The sequence below is a fragment of the Candidatus Spechtbacterales bacterium genome, from assembly GCA_040879145.1.
Taxonomy (GTDB): domain Bacteria; phylum Patescibacteriota; class Minisyncoccia; order Spechtbacterales; family 2-12-FULL-38-22; genus JAWVZY01.
This window is the reverse complement of record JBBDKX010000034.1, coordinates 1-13,185: the sequence shown is the minus strand read 5'-3', so window position 1 is coordinate 13,185 and position 13,185 is coordinate 1. Positions and strand designations below refer to the sequence as shown.

Here is a 13,185-nt window from a genome sequence, read left to right as displayed (position 1 = left end):
TACCTATTAAAATAACCCCTCACTTGCGAGCAAGTGAGGGGTTATTTTAATAGGTATTTGCTGTCCCGTAATTATTTTACAAGTTAAATCCAAGTTTTCTAAAATGGACTTTTAGCTCTTCATCTTTGTTTACTTTTCCGGTAAATATTAAAACACAGGCTTTTATATATAAAAATTCTGCCAGAAAATCTATTTCTTTCTCACAGGCATAAGGGTAAACCCACACGCTTTGCTGTATGCGAAAGAAACCTAAATTTTCGAGTTTATCGCGCAGAATGTCTCGGGCGTATCGAGATTTTTCAGGTATATCAAACATAACAAATCGCCATTTTCCGTCCCACTTGCTTTGTTGGGATAAGTTTAATTCATCCAGCTTATAGCTTTGAACTAATCGCTTGCCTTTTTCTGTCAATTCAAAATGAAGTTTTGTTTTATCCTTTGATGTGCGGTATTTAATATATCCGCCACTTTTTAAGTTATAAATGCTTCCGCGAATTTTTTCTTCATTGAAGTTTTCCGGTCCTGGAAAGAAAAAATCCTCCAGATTATCAAGCGCTTCTTCAAGATCTTTGGCATAGCGGGGTGTGGTAGAGAAGGGAGTTGCCACAATCACAAGAGGAGTTACTAAAGCCATTAGTATTCTCTTTGCTATTATTTCGTGTTTCCCCATTTGGCGCTGGGGATATGTCTTCTTTTTTGGCATATATTGAAACAATTAACTATAAAAGTATAGTAGGAAGCATACCATAAAATACAACCTATTAAAATAACCACGGCCGTGGTTATTTTAATAGGTTGTATGGCGAGTATTTAACTTACGGATATCGCATAGATTAAAAAGCTTCATGAACTGACCCCCAAAAAGTGGACATTTTTGTGTCCACTTTTTGGGGGTCAGCTCAGCTCGTGATACATTTTTTAATACCTGCCTGTTTACATGCCGATTGGTATGCCGGCAGGCAGATTGTATCAAAGTGATGATACATTTATTTAAGTAACTCATACCCACGAGTCGATTTTAAAAGAATGCATCATGTCTGTGAGTCGATTACTGATAATTAACTTATAGCCATGAGTCGATTATTTTACCCCCTATTCACATTTATTACGCCGTCTATTGTTTTTAGTTTTTCAATTAGTGTTTTTAGTTGCGCGAGGTTGTTTATCTGGAATTTTGCCCGCATTCGCACAGCTCCTTTGTTCTCGCTTTCTTCGTCTTCTTCAGAATCTGCTTTTACTCCCAATATGTTTATGTTGAGAGTTGCCACAACACGGCTTATATCCTGGAGCATTCCTATGCGATTCAGCACCAAAAGCTCAAGAGAAACAGGTACCGCGCCTTCCATGTCAAGCCAGTATGCGGGAAGAATTTTCTCCGACCGCTTTAACTGTCGCAGGTTGGGACAGTTAATCTTATGAACACTTGCTCCCTTATCAACGGTTATGTAAGCGGCTATCTCCTCGGGTTTAACAGGGTTGCAACACTGCGCTATATGTGTTTGGAGCCCGCTTATACCCGCAACTGCAACAGGAACAGCCCCGCTTGGTTTTTGAGGTTTTTTAAAGTCTTCCTTGTTTTTTTCTTCCTCTTCCTTATCAACTATCGTATGCATGACGCGGCTCAGTGATATGTCTCCCTGTCCAACAGCAATAAACAGCTCGTCCTCACTGTTCATGGAAAACCTTTTTAGCATCTCTTTTTTAATTTCACCCCCTAAGGTATTCCAGTTTTTCCCCGTTAAGCTTTTTACCTCGTTGCCCACAAGGTCTCGTCCGTTTTCCAGGCTTTGTTCTTTGTTTTGTTCTCTAAACCACTTCCGTATTCTGTTTTTTGCCGTCCTAGTCTTTACAAAACCAAGCCATGCCTGTGAAGGCGTTTTATTTTTTGAGGTTATTATTTCTAGTACATCCCCGTTTTGGAGCTCATAATTGAGCGCTACCATTTTGCCGTTTGCTATGGCGCCGGCACACCTGTCTCCAACGTCGGAGTGTACTGTGTATGCCAGGTCCACAGGGGTAGCTCCCTGTGGCAGGTCAAAAACATCTCCTTTTGGTGTGAAGACAAATATTCTATCGCCAAAGACATCTATTTTTAGGTTGTTTAAAAATTCTTCTGTAGGAGAGGCATCCTTTTTCCAGTCCTGCAGTTGGCTTACCCACTTGTATTTATCATCCAGATTTTTTGTTGAGCCTCCTTTTTTATATCTCCAGTGCGCGGCAATTCCGTATTCTGCCTCCTCCTGCATTTCACGGGTCCTTATCTGTATCTCTGTTATTTTTCCGTCCAGGCAAAAGACAGTGGTGTGCAGACTTTGGTAGCCGTTTGGCTTAGGTAAAGCTATGTAATCTTTTATTCTTCCCGGAAGCGGTTTCCAAAGTTTGTGTACCACACCCAGGGTTTTGTAACACTCTTCAACGGACTCTACTATTATCCTGACGGCAATAAGGTCGTGTATGCGGGACCAGTTATAACTGTTTCTTTCAAGTTTTCGCCATAAGCTATAATAGTGTTTTGCCCTTATCTCTGTTTTAAGCGGTTTAATATTTTCTTTTGCCAGCTCTTTTCTTATTACGGGTAAAAGTTTTTTAAGATATTTTTCACCGTCACGTAGCCTGTAATTACTTTCCTCTTTTACGTATTTGTATTGTTCGGGATAGACATAGGGAAATGCCAGGTCTTCCAGTTGTTTTGCAAGTTCACTCACTCCAAGACGCATGGCTATGGGTGCGTAAATTTCAAGCGTTTCAAGAGCAATTCTCTCCCTTTTTCTTTGGGGTAACGCGCTGAGGGTTTTTATGTTATGAAGCCGGTCAGCGAATTTTATAAGTATTACACGCACATCCTGCGCCATTGCTATGAGCATTTTTCGCAGGTTTTCAGCGTGGCGTTCAACTCCCCGGTATTTTATTTTTCCAAGCTTGCTGACGCCATCCACAAGAAAAGCTACATCTTCGCCAAATTCTGCCCTCACCTCTTTTAATGTAACAGGAGTATCGTCTACAACATCATGCAAAAGTGCGGCGGCAACTGTTTGCGCGTCCATCTTCATTTGCGCCAAAGTGAGCGCCGCCTCAACGGGATGTATAATATACGGCTCTCCACTCTCGCGTTTTTGCGGTGCATGCGCTTTGTGCGCAAGGTCAAAAGCGCGCTGTATTAACTCGCGTTCTTCAGCGCTCGGAAAAAAAGACAGTGTGTCCTCAATATGTTTTTTTATTTTTTCTTCTGTTTGAATTGACATGATAGGGGGTCTTGGTTTATGCACTAACATAACAGCTTCTTTAATTTTGTAAACATCACATCCTATAAGGTATAATAACATTAGGGATGTGAGCGCACATCAGGGCACTAGAAGATGTAAACCATAAAGACGATAAAAAAATGTCAGAAAAAAAACGTCAAAGAAAGGAAGAATTAAAGCGTGAAGTAAGAAAAAAAACCGCGGGGTATATTGTTGCGGGACTTGCTTTGGTTGGCGGTCTTGCGTGGAACGACGCTATTAAGAGTTTTATTGAACTATATTTTCCAAAGGCGGGAAATACGGTTATAGCAAAGACAGTGTATGCTCTCTTTATTACCATTGTAATCGCAATTGCAAGTTATTACGTTACAAAATTATTTGTAGAGGAGGAGGATAAGAAAAAATAAAGTTAATATTTATAAATAAAAAATGCGCCCCGCTTGCGGGGCGCATTTTGTTTAAAGTACTGTTGCAACTTCTTTTGTTTCACCCTCTGTCAGGGCAGGCGGGGTGAACCATTCTTCTGCTGCCCGTGCATGCAGGGAGCAGAATGCTGTTTCTTCAGCTATTTCTGACCCATGAGAAGAGGAGACTTCAATTTCCTTCAGCTCTTCTTCCTTGCGGTCGTACACAGTTTTGACGGCGCTGTATCGTACAGGCCGCACTTGGGATACTACGAGTATCCTCATATCTCCCGGACGGGAGATATGTCCTTGCGCGCAGTGGAACATTTACTTCACCTCCTTTCTATCATATAGAAATCTTTTCAGCGGTTAGGATATTTTCCATATTCTAGGCCCGAGAAGCGTAATGCACAGATGTGCATTAGCGACGAGAACAAAGAATATGGGAAATATACAACCGCCCTTCGGGGAGCAAGGCAATACATCATCCGGCTGTGTTGCTCCTTGCTTATGGTGCCTCCGGCACCACGGCGCTCGTTGCGCCTTGCGTCTAATGCATTGCCTTGCTCCTGAAAGGATTTTATATGATAGAAAGGAGGTGGTCTCCTTGTGCCGGGGCGCCATTACGCGAACCAAGCACTAGATTGCTGTTATTATATACAAAAATATCTATTTGTCAACTGGAGTCTTGTCTGTTGCTTTGTGCTTGCACTCTTTGTTGGAACATACTACAGCACCCTTTTTTTCTACAAGTATGGAATCGCATTTGGAGCACTTTGATACAGCTTTTTTTGTTGTTCCTTTTACCTCTTCAACGTGCGGTTTGTCCCACGTTGCAAAGTCGCAGTCGGGATAACGATTGCATCCCCAAAACATTTTTCCTCTTCGTGTTTTTTTAGTTACAACTTTGCCTTCTACACACTTAGGACAACGGACGTCAATATCATTTTCTTTGGACTCAATATTTTCGGTGTGCTTACACTCGGGAAATCCGCTACACGCGTAAAACCATCCGAAACGCCCCATTCTTTTTATTAGTTTTTTGCCGCATTTAGGACATATTTTTTCTGTTTCTTCGGTCATGTCCTTCTTTTCTACTTTTTCATATTTTTCTTCAAGGTTTTTCTCAAACGGGCCGTAGAATTTTGTCATTACCTCTTGCCATTTAACTTTGCCTTCGGCAACTTCGTCCAAATCCTGCTCCATTTTTGCGGTAAACTTTGTATCAACTATTGTAGGGAAGTGTTCCATGAGCAGGTCTGTGACTATAAAGCCCACCTCTGTTGGCGCGAGGCGTTTCTGCTCATTTTTTTGAACATAATTTCTATCCTGGATGGTGGATATAGTGGGCGCGTATGTTGAAGGGCGGCCTATACCGTTTTTTTCCAGCTCTTTTATGAGACTGGCTTCTGTGTACCTCGCGGGAGGTTTTGTAAAGTGTTGATTGGGTGTTAATTTTTGTAAGTTCAAAAGGTCTCCCTTTTTAAGTTCGGGAAGCTCGGCTTCCTGAAATTTGACGGGATAAATTTTAAGGAATCCGTCAAACCGCATTATCTGCCCAGTCGCGCGGAAAGAGTACTCGGTCTCTGTTGCTACATCTACTGTTGTTGCCGCAAATATAGCCGGCAACATCTGGCTTGCAAGAAATCTCTGCCATATTAGTTCATACAGTTTTTTCTGCGGACCCTCCAACTTTAGGCTGTCAGGTGTTTTTGCGGGGTCTGTGGGGCGTATTGCCTCGTGTGCTTCCTGCGCGCCCTTGCTTCTTGTTTTGTAAAAACGCGGAGAATCAGGCAGGTACTTCTTGCCCAGTTCTTTTTCAATATAATTTCTTCCTGCTTCTATAGCTCCTGAGGAAAGGCTAAGAGAGTCTGTTCTGTGATAAGTAATAAATCCACGTTCGTATAGGTTTTGCGCAAGCATCATTGTGCGCTTTGCGGGATACCCAAACTTATTTCCCGCTGTTTGCTGGAGCGTGCTTGTCGTGAAAGGGGGAGATGGATTCTTTTTAACGTCTCTTTGTTTTATTTCTTCAATTTTCCATTCACCTTTTTTAAGAGTGCTTAAGATGTCTTCCGCCTCTTTTTTATTTTTTACCGCCATTTTATCCAGCGTTTTACCATTTTTAGCAAAAAGATCTGCTACAAAACTATTCGGTGTTTTTTCAAGTTCTGCTTGGATTGACCAGTACTCCTCCGGTTTAAATGCCTGTATTTCCCTTTCCTTTTCCACTATTAGGCGCACGGCTACAGACTGCACGCGCCCCGCGGAGAGTCCGCGCATTACTTTTTTCCAAAGAAAAGGGGAGAGCTTGTAACCCACAAGCCTGTCCAGAATTCTTCTTGCCTGTTGGGCATTAACAAGATCTATGTTTATATCTCTTGGATTTTTTAAGGCGTCTTCAATAGCATTTTTTGTGATTTCATGAAAAACAATCCTTTCTACTATTTTCTCTTGAGCTTTTTTGTTTTTTGGATCGTTAAGCCCAAGAGCATGCACAAGATGCCACGCTATGGCCTCTCCCTCTCGGTCTTCATCTGTTGCAAGAATAACCTCGTCTGATTTCTCCATGGCTTTTTTAAGTTCGCCAAGTTTTTTTCTGGCCTTTGTAGGTATTACATACCTGGGCTCAAAGTTGTTTTCTGTATCAATACCAAGATCACCCTTTGGAAGGTCTCGTATGTGTCCGTATGAGGAGGTAACATTAAAACCACTTCCAAGGAATTTGGAAATAGTTTTAGCTTTTGTGGGTGATTCTACTATTACAAGTTTAGACATTTTAAGAATTTTAAATTCTAAATTTTAAACCTTGCCTACCGGCAGGCAGGTTTCAATTTAATTTTTAAATGTTCAAATTTTTTAAACATTAAGACATTCAGTCATTTAATTAAAATTTTAAATTCAAAATTTGAAATTATCGCGAAGCGATATAGTGGTTTGCTTCTGCTTCTTTTATAAAATCCTGTAGCACCAAAGATGTTAAAATCTCAGCCAGGTCTATTGCACCAAGTTTACTGGTTTGAATTATCTTGTCAACATGAATGGGCTCAGGAGAGTCCGCGATAAGCATGAGTACCTTCTTTTCATTATCATTTAAAATACTTGTGTCTTGCGTATTTTTTTCAAATATAATTTTATGATTAACCTCGAGGTCTTCCAGTATATCTTCTGCGCGTAAAACACACTTAGCACCCTTGGTTAGAAGCGCGTTGCAGCCCTCCGATAGGCGGGAAAATATAGAGCCGGGAACCGCGTATATGCTTTTTTTATAATCTTTAGCCAGCCGTACTGTTATCATTGTACCGCTTTTAAGCGGAGCTTCAACAGCGAGCACTCCTTGTACAAGCCCCGCAACTATCCTGTTTCTTTGTGGAAAGTTTGCCCTGTACCCGGGAGTCCCAGGTTCGTACTCGCTAATAACCAGCCCTCCGGATTCTATTATTTTATGCGCTAAGTTTTTATTCCTTTGTGGGTATATGCTGGCATCATCTACTCCGGTTCCAAGAACAGCTACTGTTGTAGCTTTGTTTTCAAGTGCTGCCTTGTGCCCGTATGTATCTATGCCTTTTGCCAGACCACTTACTATTGTGACTCCTGCTTTTGCCAAGCCTCCCGCAATCTCTTCCGTTGCCCTTTTTCCATAATCAGAGCAGCGTCTTGTGCCCACAACTGCAACCATGGCCCCCGACTTAAGCGCCTCCAAATTTCCCCGGTAGTATAAAAGTTCGGGAGGATTTGGAATTTCCTTTAAAATACTTGGATATTCTTTGTCTGTTATTTTTAATTCTTTTATTTTTTTCATCTTTCTAAGGCGGGGATAATTATGCTTTTACGAAGTCGTAAGCGGGAATGAGGGAGCTTCTTAGAAATGCCCGAAGCGAGTAGAAAAATGGCTAGCCGCGAGGCCTACCTCTGAGCGAAGCGAGGGGTAGCTGGCATTTTTCGTTAAGCGAGCAAGGCATGCATTCCTTGAAGCGACTGAATGGCAACGTTGAGCAAAAGCATAATTATCCCTGCCGCAATTCCTCTATCGCCTCATTCAATAATTGACAGTACAAGTTAAAGCCAACTTTTGCAATACTCCCACTCTGTTCTTTTCCCAGAAAGTTTCCCGCGCCTCTTAATTCAAGGTCGCGCATTGCTATTTGGTATCCCGCTCCCAGATACTGCGCGTCCTCCAGCGCTGTGAGGCGCGCTTTTGCCTTATCTTTTAATTTTCTTGCCGGATAAAAAAAGAATGCGTGGGCTTGTTCCCGCCCTCTTCCTACACGCCCTCTTATCTGGTGAGCCTGCGCGAGACCGAGCTTTGTGGCGTCTTCTACAATAAGAGTGTTGGCGTTTGAAACATCAAGTCCGTTTTCCATTATAGTTGTTGTAACTAAAACATCAATTTTACCCTCACTAAAATCGTCTATCGTTTCTATAAGACGAGCTTCATTTAGTTTTGCGTGCATGTATCCTATCTTTGTCCCGACACTTTTAGTGTCGAGGATCCTCGACCGCTTTGCGGTCGGGACTTCCGACAACAGTTCTTCCAACATCTTAACCGTTTTTTGCATAGAGCCTATCCGGTTGTGCAGGTAATAAACCTGTCCACCTCTTGCAAGTTCTCTCTCTATGGCGCTTTGTATATTTTTTTTACTAAATCTTTTAACCTCTGTTTTAATAGGAATTCTCCCGGGAGGAGGAGTGGAGATAATACTCATATCTCGTAACCCGCTCAAGGTGAAGTGCAGGGTGCGTGGTATGGGTGTTGCGGAAAGAGACATTATATCAACCTCGGCGCGCCTCTCTTTAAAAAACTCTTTTTGTTTTACTCCAAACCTTTGTTCTTCATCTATAAGGAGAAGACCAAGTTTTGAAAATTCTATATCTTTTTGTAAAAGACGGTGTGTTCCAATAACGATATCACAACTTCCATTTTTGAGTTCACTAAGTATCCTTTTTTGTTCCGCGGGTTTTTCTACACGGGTTAATTTTCTTATGTGTATAGGATGTGATGTTTCTTCAAATCTTTTGGTGAATGTTTTGTAATGTTGGTGTGCCAAAACTGTTGTGGGGGTAATTAGAGCCACCTGGTGCCCCGCGCCCACAGCATATGCCGCGGCTCTTATTGCAACCTCTGTTTTGCCAAATCCTACATCCCCGCACACCACCCGGTCCATAGGCATGGGACGCATCATATCGTATTTTACTTCTTTAAGCGCCTGTATCTGGTCGGGAGTTTCTTCAAATTCAAAGCTGTATTTTAGCGCTGATTCCAGCTCATTATCAATTTTGTATCGGGGTCGATGTGTCATCTCTCGTTTCGCGTATATTTTTGCCAGGCGTTTCGCTGTTTCCATTAAATCCTCCTTTACTTTTCGTTTTGTCTTTTCCCAAATATTTCCTCCAAGCCGTGTAAGGTGGGGTTCTCCGAAACCTACGTAAGGGCTTACCTTTTCAGCAACAGTAAGCGGAACAAGTAATCTATCTCCCTGCGCGTATTCAAGCTCAAGATACTCTTCCTCAGGAGAATTTTCGGATTTAGATATTCGGATTTCGGATTTTCGCCCTTTTAAAAGGGCGACCCCATGGTCTGCATGCACTACAAAGGTTCCGGGTATCAGGTTTTCTATGTGTTTTTGCGCGTCCTCATTTTTTCCTGCCTGCCCGCTCCGCCGAGGGAGCGAGGCGAGCCGATAAGCAAGGTGTGAGTAATCCTGGGGTTGTTTGGATACTATGTTTTTGAGTTTTTCTTCAGGCTTGTTGTTCTTTACAGCCTCTAATACTGTTATGGAAGATACCGCGTTACCCCAGTACTCCAGTCGTACAGCATTTTTCATGTTTGGCGGGAATATATCTAATATTCCACCTCTGCCCGCGTACTCTCCGGGCGCGCGTACTGTTTCAGTTTTTATATATCCCCAGTCCGAAAGCTGTCGCGCAAGATTGCTTAGGGGAATAAGCTCATCTTTTTCTATTTCTTTATAGTTGGCGCTCCACCAGCTTGTTATCTTGCGGGCCTCACTTTTTATTTTGCGGTCATTTTGCTGAAACCAAACGAGCCCCCTTTCCAAAATAGGGGGGCTTATCTTTACTATTCCTACCGAATTTAGTTGTTCCGACGTGGTTTCTGCCACGTTCTATTTATACATATTTTTTTATATTGTGTAAAGCGTAAAAATTCAAAGTTCTATGCTACAATTATTTTATATGAAGGAAGGCTTTGGCGAAAATTTAGAAAATAAAAACCCTCAGAAAAATCCTCAGGAAGTATTTAAAAAATACGGGAAGTTTGAGGATTTTAATATTGAGACAGAACAAGAGCATGACTGGGATGAAGTACCATTGTGGCAGGTGGATACTAGTTTATTGAACATTTTAGAATTTTATTTTGAGGGGTTGGAAGATAAGTTGTCCAGTGAAAAAGTTGTCCAGGACGCTTTTAAGGAAGGTTTTTTAAAATTTATTTCGAAGGACAACTTTGATACTGCTATTAACAATATTGAAAGCATTAAAAACGCTTTAAAAATACCGGATGAAATATTTAAAAGTGAGGAATTTTTGAACGATTTTAAAAAAGTCATTGAGCTACACGCCGGCGATATTTCACTGTTTTTTTTATTTTCAGTAGCTAAAAAATTTAACATAGAAAAAAGTTTTTTTGATAGCCCCGATGTGCATAAAATTTTGACAAAACAAATATGGCAGGAATTCAACCGGACAACAAGTCATGTCTCGGCATTTTTTGAATTTTTTAATTTCACAGAAGAAGACATTGTTGAATCTTTTAAGGGCGAGCTTATAGAAGAACTCAAAAAGGGAGAAAATTCTCATGCCGTATTCAATATATTGCATAGAAACAAGGACTCTGAATTTATGCCTGAGAACATTCAAGAAATTATCAGCAAAGATGGGGAGGTTTTAGAAGTAGCTGAAAGCACGATTATATCTAATCTTAAAGAAGGGAGGCATTATGTGGCTTTTGATATAGCAGGTGATTTAAAACTTGGAGAAGAATTTTTACAGAAGGACGGTATATTAAAAGCAGCTGAAGAGGGACTACGCGCAGTGTTGCAGGATAAATACTATTCCCTGGGACTTTATCTTAAAAAATTTCCAATACCTAAAGAGAAAATAAAAAGCAAAACAGAAAAAAATATTGTAGATTTTTTTAGGCTGGGCGCGGTAGGGAACATAAATGAAATACTCGAAACTCTTGAAAGAGCTTTTGAGGGAGAGAATGTAGAGGATGCTTTTAAGGAAGGTTTTGATTTTGAAAGAATTGATGAGTTGATTTTGAAGGAAAGCCAAGAGAATGCGCACTTTACGCCAATATACTTTGTGAATGTTTTGGGCTCCGGGATTTTCGCGCGCTATTTTCCAAAAATATTTGAATATGCGAAAGGTACGATTTTAGAAGAGCTCTCTAAGGACGAAGATTTGGCGGACTATTTTATTGAGCGCATGCACTCATTCCAAAAAGAGCCGTGGCTCAAGAATAAGCATATTAAAGATGCCTTGAAGCATCCATCTGTAGCGCAGAAATTTTATTGGGACCAAAAGACATGGGGGGCATTTAAAAAAACAGAGAATCAAATAAAAGCTGATAAGAAGATAGTTAGTTATGCCAAAAGTATCATGGAAAAAGCGGGACTTCCCACCAATCTGCAGGATAGGGGCGAAAAAGGTTTTTCCGAAAACGATCCTTACAAAAACCATCCATGGCTTTTTACTTCAGAGCAGGCGCATTCATCCCGCATTGTTGAGGGGCTTATGGCAGGCGAGAATGTTGATAGTGAGGAGCTTGAAAAACTTGGGATAAAAACTGAGTTAACCGCGGGGAATTTATTTGAAAAATTAAATAACCACATTGAAGAAAAATGCGCCGAATTTGTTAATGACTCGCAGGCCAATTTGGTTCTTGATGATTTAGACAAACTTTCTTTAGCGCGTCCTGATGAGTTCGCGCTTAAACCACTTTCAGACAATGTACGCTCTCTTCTCTCGCGTCTTTTTGTTCAAAAATATGGAAGGGCAAGAGATTTTGAGGCATTAGATTCTCAAGCCGTTATAAAGGAATTAGACCCGGTTTTAAACGAGGCGTTTCGCAGGTATTTGCAGGTACTTGAAAAGGATGTGAAATACTACGACAAGCTTTATGACGAATTTGATACATGGCGGGAAGCGGGGCGTTACCCTATGGAAGTTTATTTGGGACGAGATGGAATTTACGCGTACATAGGAAGGCGGGCGCAGGATATAGCCCGCAGAAAAAAATTAGGCAAAGAGGGCAGGGAAAAAATAAAAGAAGAGCAGGGTGAGGTTCTTGAGATTAGACCCAGGTATCTGGTTTATCCAAGATATTTTAGAGACACCATGGCTTATGATTCAAAAAAGAAGTTTTTAGAACAGGAGAAAATAAGCCCGGAACACGATCCGATATTTTACGATACAGGATTTACAGGAAGCATACCCGAACAAATTATGCGGGTTATGGATTTTCCTGAAGAAGAGATAGAAAACAGGATACGGCTTCTTTCCGCAAGCAAAACAGGACGGCGTGTGCGCGGGATAGATGAGAACGCGAGGGGCGAAATAATAAATTATATTGAGGGCAACGCCAAAATAGAACAAAGCGCCGTTGGTCTTATGCAAGATCCTGAAACAGGGAAAATACGTCATATAGCCGAACCCACACCTCCCGAAGAGCAGTTTTATTTTAATATGATAAAACAGGCAATAGAGCGCCACTACTGGAGTAAAGAGTATGCAAATTATGAAGCATCGGGAAATATAAATATAGATTCTGAGACACACCGTTTGCGTCTACGCCAGGATTATGTGTCTATTGTTCCGCAGGAGCTTTTGCAAGCGCCGGGAGAATTTATAAAAGAAAACGGAGAATTGCTAAAAGGAGGTCCTAATGACCTTGATGGGGAGAGCCGGGTTTTGAAGCTTTTGGACGGAACAGAAATCATAGCCAAGCGCGCCGTGTCTGAAAAAGCGCGGGAGGAGAGAAAAGAGTATGCCGTTTTGATATCCGCCCAGAACTCTAATCTCCCAACAGCGGAGCCCGTCGGATATTTGGAAGCAAAAAACGATGAGGATTCAGACTACCTGTTGATGACTAAAGTTAAAGGCATTTCGGGAGGTAAGATTAGGGAGAAGGCGGAAAGCTCACAAAGGCTTAGTAAAGAGGATGTTGAACGCATAATGCAAAAAATAGTAGAGGAAAATAAAAATCTCGCTGATAAATATCGTCAAATATTAAAGCTGGACAAAAGATGGCGCGTAGACGATATAATTGTAGAGTTTGATGAAGAATCAGGAGAACTTTTGAGCATAACACCCATAGATTGGGAAGAGGCGGGCAATTACGACCCTAAATTTCCAAAAGAGATAGATACCATGGCATAAAAGAATGTATCACAGCAGACAGGAATCAAGCTCGAAAATTAGTTTACACCGAGCGCACCTCGCTGCGCTCGGTGTGGAAAATTGCCTGTGCTTCATAAAATAATCGTGTTAATATAAAAGTACCTCAGCTGCCACGT

General features: G+C 41.4%; 8 protein-coding genes. 2 read left to right on the top strand and 6 right to left on the bottom strand.

All coding sequences use genetic code 11. The features are described 5' to 3' along the window. Window positions 1–76 precede the first annotated feature (76 nt). Window positions 77–703, bottom strand: coding sequence for a CRISPR-associated endonuclease Cas2 (gene cas2 / locus WDZ40_03530; GenBank protein ID MEX0877902.1), 627 nt, complete (start codon window positions 701–703; stop codon window positions 77–79). Between the two features lie 382 nt (window positions 704–1,085). Next, a complete protein-coding gene (locus tag WDZ40_03525; protein ID MEX0877901.1) occupies window positions 1,086–3,242 on the bottom strand; it encodes a bifunctional (p)ppGpp synthetase/guanosine-3',5'-bis(diphosphate) 3'-pyrophosphohydrolase in 2,157 nt (718 codons plus the stop codon). A 140-nt stretch (window positions 3,243–3,382) separates the two neighbouring features. Between WDZ40_03525 and WDZ40_03520 the strand changes: the two genes are divergently transcribed. Next, the gene (locus WDZ40_03520) at window positions 3,383–3,649 is read left to right on the top strand and encodes a DUF5654 family protein (protein MEX0877900.1); all 267 of its coding nucleotides are present in this window, start codon (window positions 3,383–3,385) and stop codon (window positions 3,647–3,649) included. 51 nt (window positions 3,650–3,700) lie between these two features. Here WDZ40_03520 and WDZ40_03515 read toward each other — a convergent pair whose 3' ends face one another. From WDZ40_03515 to WDZ40_03500, 4 genes are all read right to left on the bottom strand, one after another. Continuing rightward, window positions 3,701–3,973 (bottom strand): hypothetical protein, encoded by a 273-nt coding sequence (locus tag WDZ40_03515; protein MEX0877899.1) that lies wholly within the window; start codon window positions 3,971–3,973, stop codon window positions 3,701–3,703. A gap of 342 nt (window positions 3,974–4,315) precedes the next feature. Beyond that, on the bottom strand, window positions 4,316–6,424 hold the full coding sequence (gene topA / locus WDZ40_03510; protein MEX0877898.1) for a type I DNA topoisomerase: 2,109 nt from the start codon (window positions 6,422–6,424) through the stop codon (window positions 4,316–4,318). Window positions 6,425–6,560: 136 nt separating this feature from the next. Continuing rightward, window positions 6,561–7,448: a DNA-processing protein DprA gene (gene dprA / locus WDZ40_03505; GenBank protein ID MEX0877897.1), complete on the bottom strand. Its 888-nt coding sequence runs from the start codon at window positions 7,446–7,448 to the stop codon at window positions 6,561–6,563. Window positions 7,449–7,653: 205 nt separating this feature from the next. Continuing rightward, window positions 7,654–9,768: a DEAD/DEAH box helicase gene (locus tag WDZ40_03500; GenBank protein MEX0877896.1), complete on the bottom strand. Its 2,115-nt coding sequence runs from the start codon at window positions 9,766–9,768 to the stop codon at window positions 7,654–7,656. Between the two features lie 73 nt (window positions 9,769–9,841). Here WDZ40_03500 and WDZ40_03495 point away from each other — a divergent pair, with 73 nt between their 5' ends. Beyond that, entirely contained in the window at window positions 9,842–13,048 is a 3,207-nt protein-coding gene (locus WDZ40_03495; protein ID MEX0877895.1) for a hypothetical protein, read from the top strand. Window positions 13,049–13,185: the final 137 nt, after the last annotated feature.

Excerpts from the sequence above, each read along its gene's own strand:
- cas2 (MEX0877902.1), bottom strand. The coding sequence starts at position 703 with ATGCCAAAAAAGAAGACATATCCCCAGCGCCAAATGGGGAAACACGAA.
- WDZ40_03525 (MEX0877901.1), bottom strand. The coding sequence starts at position 3,242 with ATGTCAATTCAAACAGAAGAAAAAATAAAAAAACATATTGAGGACACA.
- WDZ40_03520 (MEX0877900.1), top strand. The coding sequence starts at position 3,383 with ATGTCAGAAAAAAAACGTCAAAGAAAGGAAGAATTAAAGCGTGAAGTA.
- WDZ40_03515 (MEX0877899.1), bottom strand. The coding sequence starts at position 3,973 with ATGTTCCACTGCGCGCAAGGACATATCTCCCGTCCGGGAGATATGAGG.
- topA (MEX0877898.1), bottom strand. The coding sequence starts at position 6,424 with ATGTCTAAACTTGTAATAGTAGAATCACCCACAAAAGCTAAAACTATT.
- dprA (MEX0877897.1), bottom strand. The coding sequence starts at position 7,448 with ATGAAAAAAATAAAAGAATTAAAAATAACAGACAAAGAATATCCAAGT.
- WDZ40_03495 (MEX0877895.1), top strand. The coding sequence starts at position 9,842 with ATGAAGGAAGGCTTTGGCGAAAATTTAGAAAATAAAAACCCTCAGAAA.